The 22,660-nt window shown below is 64.6% G+C and carries 17 protein-coding genes; 10 read left to right on the forward strand and 7 right to left on the reverse strand.

All coding sequences use genetic code 11. From position 1 onward, the window contains the following. Positions 1-8: 8 nt before the first annotated feature. From HX866_RS20830 to tagH, 7 genes are all read right to left on the reverse strand, one after another. The gene (locus tag HX866_RS20830; protein WP_177094010.1) at positions 9-737 is read right to left on the reverse strand and encodes a PP2C family protein-serine/threonine phosphatase; all 729 of its coding nucleotides are present in this window, start codon (positions 735-737) and stop codon (positions 9-11) included. Further along, on the reverse strand, positions 738-1,391 hold the full coding sequence (gene tagF, locus HX866_RS20835; protein WP_177094009.1) for a type VI secretion system-associated protein TagF: 654 nt from the start codon (positions 1,389-1,391) through the stop codon (positions 738-740). Next, the gene (tssM, locus tag HX866_RS20840) at positions 1,388-4,891 is read right to left on the reverse strand and encodes a type VI secretion system membrane subunit TssM (protein ID WP_177140340.1); all 3,504 of its coding nucleotides are present in this window, start codon (positions 4,889-4,891) and stop codon (positions 1,388-1,390) included. The genes tagF and tssM overlap by 4 nt, the downstream gene beginning before the upstream one ends. Beyond that, positions 4,888-6,207, reverse strand: a complete 1,320-nt coding sequence (locus tag HX866_RS20845; protein WP_177094007.1) for a DotU family type VI secretion system protein — start codon at positions 6,205-6,207, stop codon at positions 4,888-4,890. The genes tssM and HX866_RS20845 overlap by 4 nt, the downstream gene beginning before the upstream one ends. A 6-nt stretch (positions 6,208-6,213) precedes the next feature. Next, positions 6,214-7,548: a type VI secretion system baseplate subunit TssK gene (gene tssK, locus HX866_RS20850; protein WP_177094006.1), complete on the reverse strand. Its 1,335-nt coding sequence runs from the start codon at positions 7,546-7,548 to the stop codon at positions 6,214-6,216. A gap of 15 nt (positions 7,549-7,563) precedes the next feature. Further along, positions 7,564-8,073: a type VI secretion system lipoprotein TssJ gene (gene tssJ, locus HX866_RS20855; RefSeq protein ID WP_177125588.1), complete on the reverse strand. Its 510-nt coding sequence runs from the start codon at positions 8,071-8,073 to the stop codon at positions 7,564-7,566. 169 nt (positions 8,074-8,242) lie between these two features. Next, positions 8,243-9,640 (reverse strand): type VI secretion system-associated FHA domain protein TagH, encoded by a 1,398-nt coding sequence (gene tagH / locus HX866_RS20860; protein WP_177140341.1) that lies wholly within the window; start codon positions 9,638-9,640, stop codon positions 8,243-8,245. 392 nt (positions 9,641-10,032) lie between these two features. Between tagH and tssA the strand changes: the two genes are divergently transcribed. The 10 genes from tssA (at position 10,033) to HX866_RS20910 (ending at position 22,653) form a co-directional block, all read left to right on the forward strand. After that, the gene (gene tssA, locus HX866_RS20865; protein WP_177140342.1) at positions 10,033-11,061 is read left to right on the forward strand and encodes a type VI secretion system protein TssA; all 1,029 of its coding nucleotides are present in this window, start codon (positions 10,033-10,035) and stop codon (positions 11,059-11,061) included. Positions 11,062-11,142: 81 nt separating this feature from the next. Then, positions 11,143-11,658 (forward strand): type VI secretion system contractile sheath small subunit, encoded by a 516-nt coding sequence (gene tssB / locus HX866_RS20870; RefSeq protein ID WP_103495520.1) that lies wholly within the window; start codon positions 11,143-11,145, stop codon positions 11,656-11,658. Positions 11,659-11,673: 15 nt separating this feature from the next. After that, entirely contained in the window at positions 11,674-13,167 is a 1,494-nt protein-coding gene (gene tssC / locus HX866_RS20875) for a type VI secretion system contractile sheath large subunit (protein ID WP_177125585.1), read from the forward strand. A 261-nt stretch (positions 13,168-13,428) separates the two neighbouring features. Further along, complete coding sequence (locus HX866_RS20880) at positions 13,429-13,917, forward strand: Hcp family type VI secretion system effector (RefSeq protein ID WP_177094000.1); 489 nt, start codon at positions 13,429-13,431, stop codon at positions 13,915-13,917. 146 nt (positions 13,918-14,063) lie between these two features. Further along, positions 14,064-14,588, forward strand: a complete 525-nt coding sequence (gene tssE, locus HX866_RS20885) for a type VI secretion system baseplate subunit TssE (protein ID WP_218177371.1) — start codon at positions 14,064-14,066, stop codon at positions 14,586-14,588. Further along, positions 14,585-16,444: a type VI secretion system baseplate subunit TssF gene (gene tssF / locus HX866_RS20890; protein WP_177140343.1), complete on the forward strand. Its 1,860-nt coding sequence runs from the start codon at positions 14,585-14,587 to the stop codon at positions 16,442-16,444. Before tssE ends, tssF begins: the two co-directional genes overlap by 4 nt. Beyond that, entirely contained in the window at positions 16,408-17,460 is a 1,053-nt protein-coding gene (tssG, locus tag HX866_RS20895) for a type VI secretion system baseplate subunit TssG (RefSeq protein WP_177101402.1), read from the forward strand. Before tssF ends, tssG begins: the two co-directional genes overlap by 37 nt. Continuing rightward, a complete protein-coding gene (gene tssH / locus HX866_RS20900) occupies positions 17,453-20,134 on the forward strand; it encodes a type VI secretion system ATPase TssH (RefSeq protein ID WP_177140344.1) in 2,682 nt (893 codons plus the stop codon). The genes tssG and tssH overlap by 8 nt, the downstream gene beginning before the upstream one ends. A gap of 137 nt (positions 20,135-20,271) precedes the next feature. After that, the gene (locus HX866_RS20905) at positions 20,272-22,203 is read left to right on the forward strand and encodes a type VI secretion system Vgr family protein (protein WP_177140345.1); all 1,932 of its coding nucleotides are present in this window, start codon (positions 20,272-20,274) and stop codon (positions 22,201-22,203) included. A gap of 15 nt (positions 22,204-22,218) precedes the next feature. Then, entirely contained in the window at positions 22,219-22,653 is a 435-nt protein-coding gene (locus HX866_RS20910) for a DcrB-related protein (RefSeq protein WP_177140346.1), read from the forward strand. Positions 22,654-22,660: the final 7 nt, after the last annotated feature.

A 22,660-nucleotide genomic window follows, 5' to 3' on the forward strand; every position in this document is an offset into this window, starting at 1 on the left:
GGGGGTCTTCAGATGGCTTTGACGACAATGGCCGTAATGTTGTCGGGGGCGCCCCGGGTCAGGCCCAGGTGCACCAGGCTGCGGACCACGTCATAGGGGTCGGCATGGGCCAGCACTTCACGGATCTCGGCATCTTCGGCGGTCTTGTTCAGGCCATCGCTGCACAGCAGGTAGCTGTCGCCGGGCAGTACCTGGAACGGCACCAGCGACAACTCCAGTTGCGCTTCCACGCCAATTGCCCGGGTGACGATGTTCGCCCGTGGGTGCACCCGCGCCTCGGCCTCGCTGAGCAGGCCACTGTCCTGCAGGTCCTGGACGTAGCTGTGATCGCGGGAAATGCTCTCCAACTGGCCGTCGCGCAGGCGATACAGGCGACTGTCGCCGGCCCACAGGCAGACGCCCTCGGCGCCGCGTACCGCCAACAGCACCACGGTGCTGCCCATCATCGCCACGCCACGGTGGGCGGTTTCCTCACGCACGGCGGCATTCACCTCGGCCAGGCGCGAGCGCAGGGCCGTGGTGTAGATCGCCAGGGAATCCGAGGGCGGAATACGCCGCAGGGTGTCGACGATCAAGCTGCTGACGTAGTCCCCCGCCGCGTGTCCGCCCATGCCGTCGGCCACCACCCAGAGTCCGGCGCCGGGTAGCTCCAGGAAGGCGTCTTCGTTGATCTGGCGGACCATGCCGACATGGCTGTAGCTGGCCGACTGGTAAGTGATTGCAGGTGCATGAGCCATTTAGATCGACGCCCCCCGGCCCAGCAGGAAACTGCCGAAATCGGCGGTCGCCGGCAGGCCCGCGCAGCGCATCAGGCCGGCCTCGATCCGCTGCGAGCCACGGCCCCACCAGAGACTGCTGCCGACACACGCCTGCTCGGCCAGGGCACTGGCGCGGCTCGCGGCATCGAGTGCGGCCAGGCGCTGCAAGCCGGCGAACTCGCTGCAAGGTGCCTTGTTGGCAAACGGCAGACCGCCCAGATCCTGGACCCCCTGATCGAAGGTCTCGAAACCGGCACCTTCTTCCAGTGTCGCCAGCAACAGGGTTTCAGCGCGCTCAAACCAGGCGTCCGCGCCGCCGACCACCGCCGCCAGGGCGTGCCCGGAATCGAGGGGCAGCGCCACGGTCAGCGGAAAGTAGCGCCCGACCCGGTCGATGCTCGGCATCAACACCCCGGCCAGGGCCTCCGGGCCGCAAACGCCCGGCGCCAGGACAAAACGCCAGAGCGGGCTGACCAGATACACGCCCAACCAGTCCGCGCCGAGTTGCTCCTGGCTGGCGAGCAACCCCGAGGCCAGCCAGGCATCCCAGGGCTGGATAAAACTCTGCGGCAGGCCGCGGCTGACAAAGTCGCCGCGACTGGCCAGCTTGCCGTAGAAACCCACCGTCGTCATAGCCGCTCCGGCAGGCTGAAGCCATTGAGCACGCGGCTCTTGAAAGGATTGAAGGCACTGCTGGCGCGCAACTCGTAGGAGATGCTCGCACCGTCCACCTGCAACCGCAGGTTGAAGCGATCCGGCGCATTGCCGGCCACCAGGTCCGATTGTTCCAGTAGACGGAACCAGGCCCAGGGCCCGTCCAGGGTCAGCCCGGAACGTCCGCTGGCCGACGGCGGGGTAATCGACAGACGCACCACGCCGACGCTGCCGGGGTTCGGCCATTGCATCGCCACCGGCCGGCTCGGACCATGGTCATAACCGACCTGCTGGCCGTCGAGTTCGAGCTGGAACTGAGTGATCGATGCATCCATCGCCACCGGTTTGAGTTCAAAGCGCACGGTCGGCTGGGTGCCGCCGGAACGGAAGAACGCATCACGAATCGCTGCGGCGCGCTGGAAGGTCTGCAACACCCCGGGCGCGATACCGAGCTTCTGCGCCGCCCCCGGCTGCCAGCGCCAAGGGGTCGCCGAGGTGTCGACGTAGGGTTGCAGGTACTTGCGGAAGTAGTTGTCCATCACCCCGCCGACCCCGAAGAACAGGCCGAAGTCCTCCAGCGTCGCATCCCGGGCACTCCCGGTAGCCAGCGGATAACGACCGCTGAGGGATTGCCGGTAGACATTGACCACTTCACTGGTCCAGGCCGCGTTCAGTTGGTTACGCACCCCACCCATCATGCTGTTGGTGGTCGAGCTGACCACCGACTTGACCAAGCCCTGCACCAGCGGTGGCTCGCGTTCGGCGGTCAGGCTGACCCGTGTGGCGGCGGCCGAGGCCTGGTTCTTCGCCTCACCGAGCAAGGCTTCACCGCTGGCCCCGGACATGGCGCTGACCTGCACATAGAGTGCATTCAGATCCGCCAGCAAGGCGTCGATGGCCGCCGGCTCGCCTTCGCCCTTGTTGACCAGGGCATTGAGTTCGGCAAAGTGCGCGCTCACCGGGTCCTGCGTCTCCACCGCTGCGGTGTTGCCCGTCGCCTGTTCCTGGCCGAGCAAGGAACCCAGGCGTTGCTTGAGCTGATCGACATTGCCCGCGACCGGCTTGCCCTGGGCTGCCAGCAAGCGCTCGTCCTGTTGCAGATCGGTCTCCTTGGCCACCGCCACCAGCAGCTTTTTCAGCGGCGAGGTCGGGCCGGAAATCACCCGCAGCACATCGGCGGCCTGGGCCACGCTGGTGATCGGCACGAAGTCGATATCGGCGAGCAGGGCATCCCACTGGCGCAGGTAGTCCTGGAAGTACAGGCGCCGCACATCCGCCGCGAGGCTGGCGACATTCTGCTGTTCGGCCGGGTCGCGGCCCAGCACCCACTGCTCTTCGGCGAGGGTATTGGACTGGTTCAGGCTGGTCAGCAGGAACGCCTGGCGATATCCCTTGGCGGTGAAGAAACCGCTCAGGGGATCGCCCAGGGGCTTGCCGCTCTTGCGGCTGAACACCAGCGCCGCATCACGACCGGCCGCCTCGTTCAGGCGAAAATCCGCCACGCCGTCCGGCAGTTTCTGGCGTTTGACCCGGTCATAGACCCGCTGTGCCACCGGCAATTGTTGCAGTTGGCGGCGCAGGTCGTCGATCAGTCGCTCGTCCAGGCGGGCATTCGGCGGGCGGCGCTCGAACAGGGCTTGGAGATGTTCGCCGAGGGCGGCGCGCTGCTCCGGCGGCAGATCCCGTGGCAGGTTGCGGTCCCAGTCGAGGGCGATCCAGGCCTTGATGAACTGCGGGTCGTAGTGCTCGTTGTCGGCCAGCATCAGGTAGGCTTTCAGGCCTTCGTAGAGGAAGTCCGAATTGCCGCCACTGTGCAGTTGTTCTTCCACCCGGGTCAGCAAGCGCGGCGCGAACACCGCGATCAGCAACTTGCGATAGACGCTGGCGGACTCGGCTTCGAGCATATCGCCCTGATACAGGCCCAGGCCTTCGGCCCAGCCGGGCGCGTCACCGGCCAGGTGCTTGACCGCATCGAGCAACGGCAACACCGCCAGCACATCGCGCTGCGCCGGGCTGAGGTTCTGCACGCTCTGGCCCAGGGGGGCGACCTTCTGGTCGACCTGGGCGATATACGCCTCGTTGGCGCGGAAACTCACCCACCAGAGCGTCCCGACCACCAGCACCACCGCGGCCGTGGTTGCCAGCACCGCGCGGGCCAGCCATTTGCGCCGCTGTTCGACCTTGGGGTTGACCCCCACCAGCCCGCGCTCGGCAAAAGCCACGGCGGTAAACAGCTTCTCGATAAAGTAGCTGCGCCCGGGGCCGCTCTGGCGCGCCAACTGCTGGCGGTCCAGGTTCATGCTCTGGGCCATGGCACCGATCAGGCGGTCGATGGGACTGCCTTCCTGGGTGCCGCTGGTGAAGTACACACCACGCAACAAGGCGCGATCTTCATAGGCATTGGGCTTGAACACACCGTCGAGGAAATCCTGCAGACAGGTCTTCAAGGCGCCGAATTGCTGCGGGAAACCGTAGATCAGGTCGCGCCGCGCCGGGTCGCGCTCCTGTTGCAGGCGCTCCACCAGGCGCGCGGTGAGGCGCTGTTCAAGCCCGCTGAACTCCGCGCCGAAACGCACCAGCGGACCCTCGCTGTTCTTGCCCTCGTCCAGGTCGAAGGTCATGCCCCAGACCTGGGCGCGCTCCTCTTTGCTCAGGGCATCGAAGAACTCCATGAACCCCGGCACCAGGTCGAGCTTGGTGAGCATCAGGTAGATCGGGAAACGCACGCCGAGCTGGGTGTACAACTCCTGGATCCGCGCGCGGATCGCCGTGGCATGGGCGGCCCGTTCGGCGTCGGTGCTAAGCAGCAGGTCCGACAGGCTGATGGCGATAAAAGCACCGTCGATGGGGCGGCGCGGACGCTGGGTCTTGAGCAGGTCGAGAAAGCCCAGCCAGGCCGCCTTGTCCACCTGGGCATGACTGTCCTGGGTGGTGTAGCGGCCGGCGGTGTCCAGCAGGACCGCCTGGTCGGTGAACCACCAATCACAGTTGCGCGTACCGCCGACACCGCGAATCGCCCCGGCGCCGAACTGCGCGGCCAGGGGGAAATGCAGCCCGGAGTTCACCAGCGCGGTGGTCTTGCCCGAACCCGGTGGGCCGATGATCACGTACCACGGCAGCTCATAGAGGTTGCGACGTTCGTCCCCCCCGAGCTTGGCTTTCTTGAGCAACGCCAGGGCTTCGGCCATGCGTTGGCGCAGGGTCGCCAGCTCTTCGGCGGTGGCGACACTGGCAGGATCAGGCGGGGTTTGCTCGGCCAGGCTCTGCATGACCTTGGCGGCCTGGCGATGAGCCTGAATCAGACGAAACACGCGGTAGGCGATCCACACCGCGAAAATCAACACGATCAGCGTCCAGCGCCGACCTTCCGGCACCAACACTTCCAGCAAGGGACCGACAAACCAGATGATCAGGCTCAGGGCGATCAGCCCCAGCAACGGGATCACCCAGCGAATGACAAAACCGACAAACGCCTTCACTCGACGCCCTCCGCCAAGACTGTGATTTCCACCCGACGATTCTTCGCCCGACCCTCGGCCGTGGCGTTCGAGGCCAGCGGCTCGGTGTCACTGCGCCCTTCGGCGCTGAAGCGTTCCGGTTGCCCGGTCTTCGCCGCGAGGATCTGCAACACCTGCTCGGCGCGGGCCTGGGACAGCGCCCAGTTGGACGGGAAGCGCAGGGTCGCGATGGGCCGGTTGTCGCTGTGACCGGTGATCCGCACCTGGCCCTTCACTTTGCGAATGGCGTCGGCGATGCGCAGCATCAGCGGCTGGTAGTCATCGACAATGCTGGAACTGGCCGAGGCGAAGAGTTCGTCGCCGCGAATGGTCACCACCGAACGGTCGACCTTGTCTTCCACCGCGACCTTGCCGGCCTTGATGTCATCGGCGAGGAACCCGGCCAGACGCGGCCGCTCCACCAGCTTGGGCTGGATCACCGGACGGTCGATGGTCTGCACCGGGATCTCGCCCAGGGCATGGATATTGCGAAACACCGGTTCGGCGTCGGCGGCCAATTTCAGGCGCAGGCCGAACAGCAGGGCCAGCAACAGCGCCACGCCGATGGCGATACCGACCCAGGGCGGCATGAACTGGCTCAGGCGATCACGCGCCACCGTCAAGCCGCGCCAGTGGGGCGACAGCTCGCGCTCATATTCACCACGGGCGCTGCGGATCGCCGCACTGGTGCGCTCGCGCAGGGCATCGAGCTGGCTGCGACCGTCGATCATCACCCGGTAACGGCCTTCGAAACCCAGGCAAATGCACAGGTACAACAGTTCCAGCAGATACAGGCGCTCGCGCGCACTTTGCAGGCAATGGTCGAGCAGCTGGAAGACCTTCTCGCCGCCCCAGGCTTCGTTGTGCACGGTGATCAGCAGGCTCTGCTTGCCCCAGTCGCCGGCACTGCCCCACGGTGTGCTCAATACCGCCTCGTCGAGCGCGGTGCACAGCGCATAACGCGCCAGCAGTACCTCGTTGCGTGCCATACCGGCCGCTTCGGCACGCTCCTCGAACTGGCGCAGGTAAGCCAGCAATTGCGCCCTCAGGCTGGCCGGCGCCGGATGGGCGATGGTGTTGCGTAGCCGGGTCAGCAGCGCCAGCAACGGCCCGGCTGCGCTCTCCAGCGGGTTCAAGCCCTGGGACTGACCGATCGGCAGCGGCGCGGCCGCTACCGACAAGGGGGCCACCGGTTCGGCGCGGGCAGCTTCCGGCGCCCGGCCACCGGGACGCGGCATAAATTGGGTGCGGTCGTTGGCGGGCACTGGCTGGCCCGACGGATCATCGTTGGCGCTCATCGCGGCTTATCCTCGGATTGCCCAGAAGGCCAGGTTCAAACCGGGGAAATCACCGGCGACATGGAAGGCGAAACCGCCGGAATTCAGCAGCTGTTTCCAGTGCTCGCTGCCCCGGTCGAGCTCGTAGTAGGTGGACCCGGCATGGAACGGAATCTGCCGTGGCGCCACTGGCAACGGCAACAGGCCGATGCCCGGCAGTTGCAGGTTGACCAGGTCGCGGATGTGCTCCACCGAGCCGACCTTGCTCTGCTGGGCGAAACGCCCACGCAGGGTTTCGCTGGGGATATCGGCGCGCACCACGAGGATGAAGCTGGCGTTGTCGATCAGGCCGCGATCCGCCAGCATCGCCACGTGGATGCCATAGGCTTTCTCGACAATCGGAATCGGCGTGGCCTTGCTGTCGATCAGCATCGACAGGGCTTCGCGCAGGGCCTGCATGACCGGCGCGAAGCTCAGCGCCAGGTTGTCGTGTTGATACGCCGGGAACGCAACCGGGCGCCGGCCGCTGCTGGAGAAGGTGGAAAATTCGCCAGCCAGGCTGACCAGTTCGCTGTAAAGGCGCTCCGGGTGCAGAGGGCTGATCTGGTTCAGGTGGCTGATCAGCGGCTGGGCGCGGTTGACCAGTTGCAGCAGCATGAAATCGGCAATCTCCGAGGCACCCCCGGCGCCCGAGGCCACCACCCGGCCGGCCAGAGCTTCACCACGCTGGTGCAGCAGGCCGAGCAGTTCGCTACGGAAGGCCGTCAGCGGTTTGCTCGCCGCCACATCAAGGACCGGCGGCACATAGCCATCGTCGAGAACCAGGGCGCGATCGGCGCGCTTTTCCTTGACCCGCACCAGGCCGATGGCGGCGTAATCGCCCAGGCCATCCTCGGCGGTCAACAGACGCAAGGCTCGCGAACCCAAGGCCACCGGCGCGCGGTTCTCGAACGGCGCATTGTCGTCACGCACTTCACGGACCTGACTCAGGTAACGCGCACCGCCCAGTGCCTCGCCTTCGTCGACGGTGTCCCGCGAGCCGGCGCGCTTGAGCGGCAAGGCCAGGTAGACCAGGCCGTCGCGCAGGCTCTCGTCGATGGTCAGCGGGCTCGGCGCCAGATCGTCATGGGGGATGTTGAACGGCGTGCCGTCCGGCAGCAGGCCTCGGGCCGAGACAATGGCCAGCTTGCCCTGGGCCAGCAGGCCCTGGTCGATCAGCAGCTCGGAAAAACCCCAGGCACCGACAGCCAGCGGCCGACTGCGCGCATCGATGAGGTTTTCCAGATAGCGGTCATGCTGCTGGAAGTGCTGCGTTCCAATGAACATGCCTTCCGACCAGACCACTCGATTGTTCCAGGACATGGCTTCTCCGTTTGCCTAAGGGGCGGTGCGGGTTGGGGTCACGACGACGGCACTGCGCACGGCGCGCACATCGAGGCTGATCTGATAATCGTTGAGCTGTTTGGGCGTGATAGTCAGCAGCGTGCGCCAGAGCGCCTGGTCGACTTCGCGGTAGCCGACCACCAGGCCGACCTGGCGGGTCGCCGGGTTGAGTGCCCGCTCGATATCCAGTGGCTCGCCGGGCTGGACCAGGACCTCGTCCTGATCGATCAGGTCGGCACCGAGGGTCGCCTGGGCTCGGTCGGCCAGGGCGAAGTAATCGGCGCGGTTGAAGTTGGCGCTGTTCTTCAGCTCGAAGATGCGCACCCGCACCGGGGCGGGCACACCGTCAGCGCCGGGATTGAGACCGGCAATGGCCTGGAAATGCAGGGAAACCGTCGCGCTATCGGCAACGGGGGCGTCGACGGGCGCAGGGGCAGTCGCGTCCTTGGCACATGCGCCGAGCAGCAGCGTGAGGGCTGCGGCCAGTAAAACTCGGTGAATCATCCTGCGTCCTCAATGACTTTCTGACTGTCCGTTTATCCGTATAACCACTGCAAAAACATCGTCGTATCAAAGACCCTGTGGGAGCCGGCTTGCCGGCCATGACGGCCGAGCGGATGGCGCAAGACTCAAGGACCTCATCGCCGGCGCGCCTACAGGGGTCGTGGTGTGTTCATCCCTTGCGCAACCGCGCGCTGTGCTCCTCGTAGGCACGACTGAATTCCCGGCCAAACAGGTCCTGGAAATCCTCTTCGGCCTCACGGGAAATATTCGTGTACAGCTCGGTGAACTGCTGCCAGTACTGGGCCTGGCGCGAACCGCTGAACAGGTTCGACAAACCGCCGGGCTTGCCCATGCGGGCCTCCAGCTCCGAAGGTTCGAAACGCTTGAGCAGATGCTTGATGGCCGCTTCCACCCCGGCCATCACCGCCATCTGGTGCGCCCGCAGGTCATCGAAACTGTCGCTGACCGCCTGGTCCGGCGCCATGAACGCCTGGTTGCCGTGACGCAGCAGCAAGAGCAGCGCTTCATCGGCATTCGGGGCGAATTTCAACGGGTTGTTTTCCACCGGGCGAATCAGCGTCTGCTGCATGCGGAACTCGCCCTTGAGACTGCTGCGGGCCCGCAGCACATCGATCAGGCCGTCGACCATCAGCCGGTAGCTGCGGCCGATGGCTTCCATCTGCGCTTGCGCCTGGGCGGTGTCGATACGCAACTGGTCGAGGCCGGCGCCACGCAGGAAGGCTTGCAGCAAATCGGCCTGGGGCACAGTGCTCGACACGGCCACGGGAGCAGGCTGGGCAGCCGGAGCCAGCGTTGGTGTCGGTGCGGGTGCGGGTGCGGGCTCGACGATAGCCTCGACAATCGCCACTGGAACAGGCACCGCAACCGGCGGGCTGACCGGCACCTTGGGCGTGTCGCCGAACAGGTCCCAGTCCTCGGGAATCACCCCGGAGCTTGGCGCTTTTGGCGGCGCTACCAAGGGTGGCGGACTGATCACCGGTGTCGGCGGACGAAAGTCATGCTGCTGCGCCGGCACATGGTCCGACTGGGTCGCGGGAGGAATGCTCGAGGGCGCCAGGAAGTCAAACAGGTCAGGCAGCGTGTCCATCGCCGAACCACCCTGGAAATGCGCGGCCGGGGTATTCAGCGGCGCGGCGACGGGCACAGCGGCCGCCCGCCCCATCAGCGCTTCAAAACTGTTGGATGAGTCGTTCCCTGACAGGTTTTCGTTGGCCAGGTGCAGGTTGAAATCGATGCGCGCGCGGATCTCGTACTCACCGATGCGGATGATCTCGCCGTCCTGCAACGGCTCGCTGTTGCCTCTGCGCAAACGAATACCGGCCTGAACTAACTCCACGCCATTGGTACTGTTGTCCGTCAGATAGTAACGACCGTCCTTGTATTGAATAACGCAGTGTTGCGAGGAAACCAGTCGCTCCGGATCGGGCAGTACCCAGTCATTTTCGGAACTACGGCCAATTGCCATCACCCCGGCGTCCATGGATTTCTCCGGACATTGACCAGGGGTGATCTTGTGATAACTAGTGATAGTCAAACACAGCGACATTGCGCCTCCTTGCTGTACATCCACGCACGAGCCGCCCGGCACAAACACCTTGCACCGGGTCCCGCGATGGCCACGAATAACCTGTAAAAACCTATCTATTTCAGCCAGTTCGCTGAATATAGCGAATTCTACCTACAAAATTTGTGAAAGCGCACACGGTCTGACCCATCGGTCGACAGCCTTGACGAGTGTGTCACAACGGTAACAAAGGGCCGATAGCTTACCTTGACAAGCTATAACTACTACACCAAAAATGCACAACTTCTTGTTTATAGATGATGGCTATGTGATGCCACTCCGTATATACCAGCAGGAAATATGAGAGTTTTCTGAAGGAACTTTCAGGACGAATGCCTGACTATTCCAGCAGGCCGATAAGGAGATCGAATTTGGTGGACGTTCCGTTGTTGCTCGCCGCTGTTTCAGCGAACTCGCCCTGTGGCGAGGACCTGGAATATGACGCGCAATTCCTGCAATTGGAGCGTGACGCCCAAGGCAAACCCGAGCGCAGCATGGGCGACTCGGTACAGCCGGCCGAACCACCGGCGTGGCGGGCCATCGAGCAGTCGAGCACAGCGCTCCTGCAACGCAGCAAAGACCTGCGCATCACGCATTTTCTCGTGCAAAGCGCCCTGGCCCTCGACGGCCTGCCGGGCCTCGCCAACGCCCTCGCGCTGGTCAGCCAGATGCTCCAGCAGTACTGGGCCGAACTCTATCCACTGCTCGACGCCGATGACGACAACGACCCCACGGTGCGGATCAACGCGCTCTCGGGCCTGGCCTGCGAAACCAATATCCGCCTGTTGCGCGAAAGCGTCCTGACCCGCTCCCGGGCCTTCGGCACCGTGACCCTGCGAGCCGCGCTGAATGCCAGCGGCCTGCAAGGTTTTTCCGATGAAAACCTCAACGCCGACGAGTTGGCCGGCGCCCTGCGCGACAGCGATCCCGAGCAACTGGCGACCGTGCGCCACGCCCTCCAGGAAGCCCGTGGCGCCGTCGACGCCATCGAGCGTTTCGTCAGCGACCAGGTCGGCTCGGCCGAAGGCGTCGACCTCAGTGCCCTGCGCCAACCCCTCAAGCTGGCCTTGCAGATCCTCGCCGAACACGCGCCCGACACGGCTGCCGGTGAGTCGAGCGCCAACGAATCCGAGCCAACGCCCAGCGGACACGACAGCGCCGCTGCGACTCCCGCGGTCACCCGCGCCGCGCCGCCGGGCGAGATCGGCAACCGCGACGACGTCCTGCGCAGCCTCGAGCGGCTGCTGAACTACTACGTCCGCCACGAGCCCTCGAGCCCCCTGCCGGTGCTGTTGAACCGGGCGAAGAACCTGGTCCACGCCGACTTCGCGACGATTGTCCGCAACCTGATTCCCGACGGCCTGTCCCAATTTGAAAACCTGCGGGGCCCCGAGGGCGAATAAGCCCGTCAGGACCGCGCCGCTTAGTTAACGGCAACCACCGATAACGCCAACACCGTCGCTTGAGCGACCAGGAGCAACAACGTGGCGAACACCAGCTCTCAGAAATTCATTGCGCGCAACCGCGCGCCACGGGTCCAGATCGAGTACGACGTAGAGCTTTACGGTGCCGAGAAAAAGGTCCAGTTGCCCTTCGTCATGGGCGTGATGGCCGACCTCGCCGGCAAGCCTGCCGAGCCGCTGCCAGCCGTCGCCGACCGCAAGTTCCTGGAAATCGACGTCGACAATTTCGACTCGCGTCTCAAGGCCATGCAACCGCGAGTGGCGTTCCACGTGCCGAACGAGCTGACCGGCGAAGGCAACCTGAGCCTGGACATCACCTTCGAGAGCCTCGAGGACTTCAGCCCGGCCAACGTCGCGCGCAAGGTCGATGCCCTGAACAAGCTGCTCGAAGCCCGCACCCAACTGGCCAACCTGCTGACCTACATGGACGGCAAGACCGGCGCCGAAGAAATCATCATGAAAGCCATCAAGGATCCGGCGTTGCTCCAGGCCCTGGCGAGTGCGCCAAAGCCCCAGGACTCCGAGCCCAGCGCTTAATCAGGACGAACGATCATGACCCAGTTGCAGCAAGACTCTCAGGCGTTGCCCGGCACCACCACCGAGCCCAGCGAATTCGCCAACCTGCTGATGCAGGAATTCAAACCCAAGACCGAGCGTGCCCGTGAAGCCGTCGAGGGCGCCGTGCGCACCCTCGCCGAGCAGGCCCTGGCACAGACCGACCTGGTGTCCAACGACGCCATCAAGTCCATCGAATCGATCATCGCCGCCATCGACGCCAAGCTCACCGCGCAGATCAACCAGGTGATCCATCACCCGGAGTTCCAGCAGCTGGAAAGCGCCTGGCGCGGCCTGCACTACCTGGTCAACAACACCGAAAGCGACGAACAACTGAAGATCCGCGTGCTGAACATCGCCAAGCCGGAACTGCACAAGACCCTGAAGAAATTCAAGGGCACGGCCTGGGACCAGAGCCCGATCTTCAAGAAGATGTACGAAGAGGAATACGGCCAGTTCGGCGGCGAGCCTTACGGCTGCCTGGTGGGCGACTACTACTTCGACCAGTCGCCACCGGATGTCGAGCTGCTGGGCGAGCTGTCCAAGGTCTGCGCGGCCATGCACGCGCCGTTCATTGCCGCCGCCTCGCCGACCGTGATGGGCATGGGCTCGTGGCAGGAACTGTCGAACCCGCGCGACCTGACCAAGATCTTCACCACCCCGGAATACGCCGGCTGGCGCTCGCTGCGTGAATCGGAAGACTCGCGCTACATCGGCCTGACCATGCCGCGCTTCCTGGCGCGCCTGCCTTATGGCGCCAAGACCGACCCGGTGGAAGCCTTCGCCTTCGAAGAAGACACCGACGGCGCCGACAGCGCCAAGTACACCTGGGCCAACGCGGCCTACGCCATGGCGACGAACATCAACCGTTCGTTCAAGCACTACGGCTGGTGCTCGCGGATTCGCGGCGTCGAGTCCGGCGGCGAAGTGCAGAATCTGCCGGCCCACACCTTCCCGACCGACGACGGCGGCGTGGACATGAAGTGCCCGACCGAAATCGCGATCTCCGACCGGCGCGAAGCCGAGCTGGCGAAAAACGGTTTCATGCCGCTGCTGCACAAGAAGAACACCGACTTCGCCGCGTTCATCGGCGCCCAGTCGCTGCAGAAACCGGCCGAATACGACGACCCGGACGCCACCGCCAACGCCAACCTGGCCGCGCGCCTGCCTTACCTGTTCGCCACCTGCCGCTTTGCCCATTACCTCAAGTGCATCGTGCGCGACAAGATCGGTTCGTTCAAAGAGAAGGACGAGATGCAGCGCTGGTTGCAGGACTGGATCCTCAACTACGTGGACGGCGATCCGGCCCACTCCACCGAAACCACCAAGGCCCAGCACCCACTGGCGGCGGCGGAAGTGGTGGTCGAGGACGTCGAGGGCAACCCGGGTTACTACACCTCCAAGTTCTTCCTGCGTCCGCACTACCAGTTGGAAGGCCTGACGGTTTCGTTGCGCCTGGTTTCGAAGCTGCCGTCGGCAAAAGGCGCCTAAGCAGACAACGCAAGACACTTGTAAGAGCCGAGCTTGCTCGCGATCGGCCGCGAAGCGGTCGTAAATCCTGAGCACTCGGTTTTTCAGGAAAACCGTATACCGGGTTTGCGAGTGCTGCGCACTCGATCGCGAGCAAGCTCGGCTCCTACAGGGATTGCGGCGTGTCGTGTGGATGGATACGTCCGAAAGATTGAGTTCGGCCCCGACCACGGGGCCGACCCTGGCTAACAACATCGTGGTGAAGACCACACTGGAGAAAACATGGCTGTTGATATCTTCATCAAGATCGGCGACATCAAGGGCGAGTCCCAGGACAAGGCTCACAAAGAGGAAATCGACGTCCTCAACTGGAGCTGGGGCATGTCCCAGTCCGGCAACATGCACATGGGCGGTGGCGGTGGTGCCGGCAAGGTCAATATCCAGGACCTGTCGCTGACCAAGTACGTCGACAAGGCATCGCCGAACCTGATGATGCATTGCGCCAGCGGCAAGCACATCGACAAGGTCACCCTGGTGGTGCGCAAGGCCGGCGGCGAAAGCCAGGTCGAGTACATGAAAATCGACCTGGAAGAAGTCCTGGTCACCTCCCTGAGCACCGGCGGTTCGGGCAGCGATGATCGCCTGACCGAAAACGTCACCCTGAACTTCGCCCAGGTCATGGTCGAGTACCAGGAACAGAAAGCCGACGGCTCCAAGCAAGGTGGCCCGGTCAAGTTCGGCTGGAACATCCGCTCGAACACCAAGCGTTGATCCCCACGCCTCCGGCGCTGAGCGTCGGGGGCGTCTGGTGTTACCCCGAATTCGATTCATTCCCGGTGTCCGTGCATGGCCAAGCCTTCGTTTCCCGCTCAGTGGCGCTGTCGCCGCGCAGTGTCCAGCCCCTGTGACGTCGCGCGATGAGCAGCGTGCCGAGCGACCTTACCCTGCGCGAACGCCTGCAGCCGTCACTGCTCGACCGCCTGACCGACGACGAGCCGGGAAACCTCCAGGAAGGCAGCGACAAACGTGTGCTGTCCCTGAGCCAACTCAAGGCCTCGGTGCTGCGTGACCTGACCTGGCTGCTCAACAGCACCAGCCTGCTGGATGCCGACGCCACGCTGCACACCCCGGCCGGTACTTCCGTGATCAACTACGGCCTGCCGGCACTGGCGGGCAACAGTGCCTCGAGCATCGACGTGGCCGCCCTCGAAGGCCTGATCCACACCGCGATTACTACGTTCGAACCGCGCATCCTCAGCCATACGCTGCGGGTCCGGGCCCAGGTCGCCCACGGCGAGATGAACCACAACGCCTTGAGTTTCGAGATCGAAGGCGATCTCTGGGCCTTGCCGGCCTCATTGCCGCTGCTGCTGCGCACCGACCTCGACCTGGAATCCGGCCATGTACGCGTGGTCCCCGCCGAGCAACGGAGACGCTCATGAACCCGCGCCTGCTCGACCTGTACAACCAGGAACTGCAACACGTTCGCGAAAGCGCCGCCGAGTTCGCCAAGGAATACCCGAAGATCGCCGGGCGCCTGACGCTGTCCGGGCTCGACTGCGCCGACCCTTACGTCGAGCGCCTGCTGGAAGGTTTCGCCTACCTCACCGCCCGGGTCCAGCTCAAGCTCAATGCCGAATACCCGACCTTCACCCACAACCTGCTGGAAATCGCCTACCCGCATTACCTGGCACCGACACCGTCGATGACCGTGGTGCAGTTGCAGACCGACCCGGACGAAGGCTCCCTGGCCGGCGGTTTCACCCTGCCCCGGGACAGCGTATTACGGGCCACCCTGGGCAAGGACACCCAGACCTCCTGCGAATACCGCAGCGCCCATGCCGTGACCCTGTGGCCGTTGCAGGTCAGCCATGCCGAGTACTTCGGCAACCCCTCGACGGTGCTCGGGCGCCTGGCCGCCAGCGAGCCGAAAGCCAAGGCCGGCCTGCGCCTGACCCTGCGCACCGGCGCCGAGCTGCCGTTCAACCAGCTCGACCTGGACAGCCTGCCGCTCTACCTCAACGGTGCCGACGAGCAACCGTTTCGCCTGTACGAGCAACTGCTCGGCAACGCCTGCGCGGTATTCGCCCGCGCCCCCGGCGGCGACTGGGTCGAGCGCCTGCCCGCCGACGCCCTGCGCGCCTGCGGTTTCGATGACCGCGAAGCAGCAATGCCGGTGGTGGCCCAGGCCTTCCAGGGCTATCGGTTGCTACAGGAATACTTCGCCCTGCCCCAGCGCTACCTGTTTGTCGAATTCGCCGAGCTGGGCCGCGCGGTCAAACGCTGCGCCGGTCAGGAACTGGAACTGATCGTGCTCTTCGAGCGTTTCGACCCGAGCCTGGAAAGCAGCGTCGGCGCCGCGCAGTTCGTGCCGTTCTGCACCCCGGCGATCAACCTGTTCCCACGCCGAGTGGACCGAATCCACCTGTCCGAGCGGGTCAACGAACACCATGTGATCGCCGACCGCACCCGGCCCATGGACTTCGAAATCCACTCGCTGACCGGCGTCACCGGCCATGGCACCGGGTCCGACCAGCCGTTCCTGCCGTTCTATGCGGTGCGCGATCCGTCGCGCTACGGCCGCGACCAGGCCTACTACACCCTGCGCCGCGAACCCCGGGTGCTGTCCAGCGAACAACGGCGCAAAGGCACCCGTTCGACCTACGTCGGCAGTGAAACCTTCATCAGCCTGGTGGACAACCGCCAGGCACCTTACGGCCACGACCTGCGCCAACTGGGCGTCAGCGCCCTGTGCACCAACCGCGACCTGCCGCTGTTCATGAACGTCGGCACCGGCAAGAGCGACTTCACCCTGGCCGACAGCGCTCCGGTCTCGGCGATCCGCTGCCTGGCCGGGCCGAGTCGGCCACGGGCCAGTCACGCCCACGACAACCAGGCCTGGCGCCTGATCAGCCAGCTATCGCTGAACTACCTGTCGCTGAGCGAAGCCGGCCAGGGCGCCGCCGCCCTGCGCGAATTGCTGCGCCTGTACGGCGAGAGCAACGACGCCGCCCTGCAATTGCAGATCGAGGGCCTGCGCGAGGTCAGCAGCAAACCCTGCACCCGGCGCCTGCCGATGCCCGGGCCGATCGTCTTCGGGCGCGGCCTGGAGATCACCCTGGAATTCGACGAAAACGCGTTTCGCGGCACCGGGGTGTTCCTCCTCGGCGCGGTGTTCGAACGCTTCCTGGCACGCTACGTGTCGATCAACAGTTTTACCGAGACGGTGATCCGTACCACCGAACGCGGCGAGATCATGCGATGGAAAGCCAAGCCCGGACGCCGTCCGACCCTGTGAGTACGCTCACGGCGATGCAGGCCGAACCCTGGGAATACGATTTCTTCCAGGCATTGCGGCGTATCGAGTGCGAATCGCCGCACCTGCCGCGCTTCGGCCATTCCCAACGCCTGGCCGACGACCCGTTGCGCCTCGGCCAGCAGCTCGACTGCGCCTTCGCCCCGGCCACCCTGGCCTCGATGACCCCAGCCAGCGAGACCGCGCCAGCCCGGCTGGAGCAGTTCTTCTTCGGCCTCGGCGGCCCCAACGGCCCGTTGCCGCTGCACCTGACCGAGTACATGCGCGAACGCCAGCGCAACAACGCCGACAGCACCAGCAAACGTTTCCTCGATGTGTTCCACCATCGCCTGCTGAGTCTGTTCTACCGGGCCTGGGCCGAAGCACGGCCGACCGTCAGTCACGACCGCCCGGACGACGATTACTGGTCCGCGCGCCTGGCCGCCCTCAGTGGCCGGGGTATGCCCAGCCTGCTGAACCAGGGACTGATCGCGGACACCGCCAAGCTGCATTTCAGCGGCCACCTCGCCGCCCAAACCCGCTACCCGGACGGCCTGCGCGCCATCCTGCAGGAGTATTTCGGACTGCCGGTGCAGATCGAGGAATACGTCGGCCAATGGCTGCACCTGCCCGAACGCAGCCGCATCGGCGTCAGCGCGCATCAATTGGGCGTCGACTTCTGCCTGGGTCGCCACGTCTGGGACCGCCAGCACAAATTCCGTATCCGCGTCGGTCCGCTCAAGCTGGCCGACTACATGGGCCTGTTGCCCGACGGTGAACCCTTCCGTCACCTGGTGGCCTGGGTCGCCGAATACCTGGGGCACGAACTGGACTGGGACCTGAACCTGGTCCTGGAACAGCCGCAAGTGCCCAAGCTGCAACTCAACGGCCAGTTCCGCCTGGGTTTCAACACCTGGCTCGGCCAACCCCAAGAAGATGCCAAGGACCTGATCCTGGCCCGGCATTACGCCGATCAGGCCACCTCGGCCCACCATTCAAGGAGCCCGGACCATGGGTGAAATCAGCCGCGCCGCGTTATTCGGCAAACTCAACAGCGTCGCCTACAAGGCCATCGAAGCCGCCACGGTGTTCTGCAAACTGCGGGGCAACCCCTATGTCGAACTGAGCCACTGGCTGCACCAGTTGCTGCAATTGCCGGACTCCGACCTGCACCGCCTGATCCGCCAGTTCAATCTCGAACCGGCCCGCCTGGCCCGTGACCTGACCGATGCCCTCGACCGCCTGCCACGTGGATCGACCTCGATCACCGACCTGTCGTCCCACGTCGAAGAGGCCGTGGAACGCGGCTGGGTCTACGGCAGCCTGATGTTCGGCGAAAGCCAGGTGCGCACCGGTTACCTGGTGCTCGGTATCCTCAAGACCCCGAGCCTGCGCCATGCCCTGCTGGCGTTGTCCTCGGAGTTCGACAAGATCAAGGTCGAGGCCCTGAGCGAGCGCTTCGACGAATACGTCGGCGACTCGCCGGAAAACAACCTGGGTGCCAGCGACGGCTTCACCGCCGGTGCAGTGCCGGGCGAAGCCAGCGGCGCCATGGCCCCGGCAGCCATGGGCAAGCAGGAAGCGCTCAAGCGTTTCACCGTGGACCTGACCGAACAGGCCCGCAGCGGCAAGCTCGACCCTATCGTCGGCCGTGATGAAGAAATCCGCCAGTTGGTGGATATCCTGATGCGTCGGCGCCAGAACAACCCGATCCTTACCGGCGAAGCCGGTGTCGGCAAGACCGCCGTGGTCGAAGGCTTCGCCCTGCGCATCGTCGCCGGCGACGTGCCACCGGCCTTGAAGGACGTGGAGTTGCGCAGCCTCGACGTCGGCCTGTTGCAAGCCGGTGCGAGTATGAAAGGCGAGTTCGAACAACGCCTGCGCCAAGTCATCGAAGATGTTCAGGCCTCGCCCAAGCCGATCATCCTGTTTATCGACGAAGCCCACACCCTGGTCGGTGCCGGTGGCGCCGCCGGCACCGGTGACGCGGCCAACCTGCTGAAACCGGCCCTGGCGCGCGGCACCCTGCGCACCGTGGCCGCGACCACCTGGGCCGAGTACAAGAAACACATCGAGAAAGACCCGGCCCTGACCCGCCGCTTCCAGGTGGTGCAGGTCGCCGAGCCGTCGGAAGACAAGGCGCTGTTGATGATGCGGGGCGTCGCCTCGACCATGGAAAAACACCACCAGGTGCAGATCCTCGACGAAGCCCTGGAGGCCTCGGTCAAGCTGTCGCACCGCTATATTCCGGCGCGCCAGTTGCCAGACAAATCCGTCAGCCTGCTGGACACCGCCTGCGCCCGGGTCGCCATCAGCCTGCATGCGGTGCCCGCTGAAGTCGACGACAGCCGTCGGCGTATCGAAGCACTGGAAATCGAGTTGCAGATCATTGCCCGCGAGCACGCCATCGGCATCGATACCACCGCGCGCCGCCACACCAGCGAAAGCCTGCTGGGCGACGAGCGCGAGCGCCTGGCCGAACTGGAAGTGCGTTGGGCCGATGAGAAAGCCCTGGTGGACGAACTGCTCGCCACCCGCGCCGAACTGCGTGAAAGCGCTGGTGTGGTGGATAGCGAAGTCGGCAGCGAACAAGGCCATGGGCTGCGGGAAAAACTGGTTGAACTGCAGCAGCAGCTCAGCGCCCTGCAAGGCGAAAACCCGCTGATCCTGCCGACCGTGGACTACCAGGCGGTGGCCTCGGTGGTCGCCGACTGGACCGGCATTCCGGTGGGCCGCATGGCCCGCAATGAACTGGAAACCGTGCTCAACCTCGACCAGCACCTGAAGAAGCGCATCATCGGCCAGGACCATGCCCTGAAGATGATCGCCAAGCGCATCCAGACCTCCCGCGCCGGCCTCGACAACCCGAGCAAACCGATCGGCGTGTTCATGCTCGCCGGCACCTCGGGCGTGGGCAAGACCGAAACCGCCCTGGCCCTGGCCGAAGCCATGTACGGCGGCGAGCAGAACGTCATCACCATCAACATGAGCGAGTTCCAGGAAGCCCATACCGTTTCCACCCTCAAGGGCGCCCCACCCGGCTATATCGGTTACGGCGAAGGCGGCGTGCTGACCGAAGCGGTACGGCGCAAGCCTTACAGCGTGGTGTTACTCGACGAGGTGGAAAAAGCCCACCCGGACGTGCACGAAATCTTCTTCCAGGTGTTCGACAAGGGTGTGATGGAGGACGGCGAAGGCCGGGTGATCGACTTCAAGAACACCCTGATCCTGCTCACCACCAACGCCGGGACCGAGCTGATTTCACACCTGTGCAAGGACGCCGGCAATGTGCCGGACCCGGAGGAAATCGCCAAGGCGTTGCGCCAGCCGTTGCTGGAGATTTTCCCGCCGGCGTTGTTGGGGCGATTGGTGACCATTCCCTACTACCCACTGAGTGACAGCATGCTCAAGGCGATCACCCGCTTGCAGTTGGGTCGGATCAAGAAGCGCGTGGAAAACACCCACAAGGTGGCCTTCGACTTCGACGACGGGGTGATCGACCTGATCGTGTCGCGCTGCACCGAGACCGAAAGCGGTGGGCGGATGATCGACACCATCCTGACCAACAGTTTGCTGCCGGACATGAGCCGCGAATTCCTCACGCGCATGCTTGAAGGCAAGGCGTTGGCGGGGGTGCGGATCAGCGAGCGGGATAACGAATTGCATTACCAGTTCAGCGACGCGAGCGCCTGAGCCGGCGCTATCGCGAGCAAGCTCGCTCCTACAGGGGGGCGGGTCGTTCTCCTGTTTTGTGAGCGACCGAGAACCTGTAAGAACAAGCTTGCTCGCGATGAGGCCAGACCAAACAACACAAATCCCAGAGACACGAAATGCTATTCACCCAAGCCACCCGCCTGGCCCAGATCAACAGCCCCCTCGGGCCGGATGTCCTGTTGCTCAAGGATTTCGGCGGCGGCGAGGAACTGGGGCGGCTGTTCGACTACGAATTGCACCTGACCTCCAACGACGGCGCCCTCGACCTCAACCAGTTGCTGGGCAAACCCATGAGCCTGTCGCTACAGGTCCAGGGCGGCCTGCGCTACTTCCACGGCATCGTCGCCCGTTGCAGCCAGAACGTCAGCCAGGGCCAGTTCGCCAGCTATTCAGTCACCCTGCGCCCCTGGCTCTGGCTGCTGACCCGCACCTCCGACTGCCGGATTTTCCAGCACCAGAGCATCCCGCAGATCATCAAGCAGGTGTTCCGCGACCTGGGTTTTTCCGACTTCGAAGATGCCCTCAGCCAGCCCTATCGCGAGTGGGAATACTGCGTTCAGTACCGCGAAAGCAGCTTCGACTTCGTCAGCCGGCTGATGGAACAGGAAGGCATCTACTACTACTTCCGTCACGAAAAGGACCGCCACGTGCTGGTCCTGGCCGACGCCTACGGAGCCCACCACAACGCCCCGGGCTACGAATCGCTGCCCTACTACCCGCCAGACGGCCAGCATCGCGAGCGCGATCACCTCAACGGCTGGCACCTGGCCCAGGAAGTCCAACCCGGCTCCCTGGAACTCAACGACTACGACTTCCAGCGCCCCAGCGCGCGGATCGATGTGCGCTCGGCCATGCCGCGCCCGCACACCGCCGGCGACTATCCGCTATACGACTACCCTGGCACCTACGTGCAGAGCCAGGACGGCGAGCATTACGCGCGCACCCGCATCGAAGCCATCCAGAGTCTGCATGAACGGGTCGAGCTCAACGGCAACGCCCGCGGCCTGGGCTCCGGGAACCTGTTCAGCCTCACCGGCTTCGGTCGCCAGGATCAGAACCGCGAATACCTGATCGTCGGCGCCCGTTACTACATCGCCCAGGAAAGCCTGGAAAGCGGTGCGGCAGCCGCCGGTTCGCAGTTCGAAAGCAGCCTCAGTTGCATCGACGCGCAACAGAGCTTCCGCCCCCTGGCGAACACCGCCCGGCCCACTGTCAAAGGCCCGCAGACCGCCGTGGTGGTGGGCCCGGCCGGCGAGGAAATCTGGACCGACCAGTTCGGCCGGGTCAAGGTGCACTTCCACTGGGACCGCCACGACCAGTCCAACGAAAACAGCTCCTGCTGGATCCGCGTGTCCCAGGCCTGGGCCGGCAAGAACTGGGGCTCGATGCAGATTCCACGGATCGGCCAGGAGGTCATCGTCAGCTTCCTCGAAGGCGACCCCGACCGGCCGATCATCACCGGCCGGGTCTACAACGCCGAACAGACGGTGCCCTACGACCTGCCCGCCAATGCCACCCAGAGCGGCATGAAAAGCCGTTCGAGCAAGGGCGGCACGCCGGCCAACTTCAACGAAATCCGCATGGAAGACAAGAAAGGCGCCGAGCAGTTGTACATCCATGCCGAGCGCAACCAGGACATCGTGGTCGAAGTCGACGAAAGTCATGCGGTGGGCCACGACCGTAACAAGAGCGTGGGACGCGACGAGACGGTGACCATCGGCTCGGTGCGCCTGCGGGCGGTCAAGGACGACGACATCCTCGTGGTCGGCCGCAAGAAGACCGACAGCATCAGCCAGAGCTACGTCATCGAGGTCGGCGAAAACCTGCGGCTGGTCTGCGGTGAAAGCGTGCTGGAGTTGAACGCCAGCGGCCAGATCAACCTCAGCGGCGTGCAGATCAGCTTCCATGCCTCGGGCGATGCCGAGTTCAACACCGGCGGCACCCTGCACTTGAACAACGGCGGCGGCCCCGGCGCAGCACCCGAAGGCCAAGGCGTCAAAGGCAGCATCGACGCCAGCGTCGAGGCGATGTTCCCCAAGCCCAAATAACGAGACTCGCGAGCCATGACTTACCGCCTCAATGAATTCCAGTTCGCCTTGCCCGAGAGCGAGCTGCTGGACGCCTCGATCAATATCCTCAAGTTCCCGGAGTTGGGGACTTCGCTGATCGTCAGCCGCAGCCAACTGGCCGAAGGCGAAACCCTGCAAAGCAACTTCGACGCCCAGCTCAAGCGCCTGGAGCAACAGGTCCAGGAACTGCGCTATCAACCGGGTCAGGCGGTGCGCCTGGGGGCCGATCAGTCGGTGGACGGCATCGAATTGCGCAGCCAGTTCAGCAAGGGCGCGGAGAAGGTCTTCCAGTACCAGCTCGCGCTGGTCTTGCCGGGCACCCGCAAGATGCTCGCCCTGAGTTACGTCAAGGCCGACAAGCTGGGGGATGCCGAAGCGGCGCATTGGGCGACGATCAAGCAGTCCCTGCAGTTCGACCGGGCGGTGTGACGGGCGC

Origin of the sequence: Pseudomonas gingeri, assembly GCF_013386165.1 — a bacterium.
Classification (GTDB): domain Bacteria; phylum Pseudomonadota; class Gammaproteobacteria; order Pseudomonadales; family Pseudomonadaceae; genus Aquipseudomonas; species Aquipseudomonas gingeri_C.

Coding starts and splice junctions, on each gene's coding strand:
- tssE (WP_218177371.1), top strand. CDS start 14,064: ATGAGCAGCGTGCCGAGCGACCTTACCCTGCGCGAACGCCTGCAGCCG.
- HX866_RS20845 (WP_177094007.1), bottom strand. CDS start 6,207: ATGAGCGCCAACGATGATCCGTCGGGCCAGCCAGTGCCCGCCAACGAC.
- tssC (WP_177125585.1), top strand. CDS start 11,674: ATGACCCAGTTGCAGCAAGACTCTCAGGCGTTGCCCGGCACCACCACC.
- tagF (WP_177094009.1), bottom strand. CDS start 1,391: ATGACGACGGTGGGTTTCTACGGCAAGCTGGCCAGTCGCGGCGACTTT.
- HX866_RS20880 (WP_177094000.1), top strand. CDS start 13,429: ATGGCTGTTGATATCTTCATCAAGATCGGCGACATCAAGGGCGAGTCC.
- tagH (WP_177140341.1), bottom strand. CDS start 9,640: ATGTCGCTGTGTTTGACTATCACTAGTTATCACAAGATCACCCCTGGT.
- tssF (WP_177140343.1), top strand. CDS start 14,585: ATGAACCCGCGCCTGCTCGACCTGTACAACCAGGAACTGCAACACGTT.
- tssG (WP_177101402.1), top strand. CDS start 16,408: ATGGAAAGCCAAGCCCGGACGCCGTCCGACCCTGTGAGTACGCTCACG.
- HX866_RS20830 (WP_177094010.1), bottom strand. CDS start 737: ATGGCTCATGCACCTGCAATCACTTACCAGTCGGCCAGCTACAGCCAT.
- HX866_RS20910 (WP_177140346.1), top strand. CDS start 22,219: ATGACTTACCGCCTCAATGAATTCCAGTTCGCCTTGCCCGAGAGCGAG.
- tssH (WP_177140344.1), top strand. CDS start 17,453: ATGGGTGAAATCAGCCGCGCCGCGTTATTCGGCAAACTCAACAGCGTC.
- tssK (WP_177094006.1), bottom strand. CDS start 7,548: ATGTCCTGGAACAATCGAGTGGTCTGGTCGGAAGGCATGTTCATTGGA.
- tssJ (WP_177125588.1), bottom strand. CDS start 8,073: ATGATTCACCGAGTTTTACTGGCCGCAGCCCTCACGCTGCTGCTCGGC.
- HX866_RS20905 (WP_177140345.1), top strand. CDS start 20,272: ATGCTATTCACCCAAGCCACCCGCCTGGCCCAGATCAACAGCCCCCTC.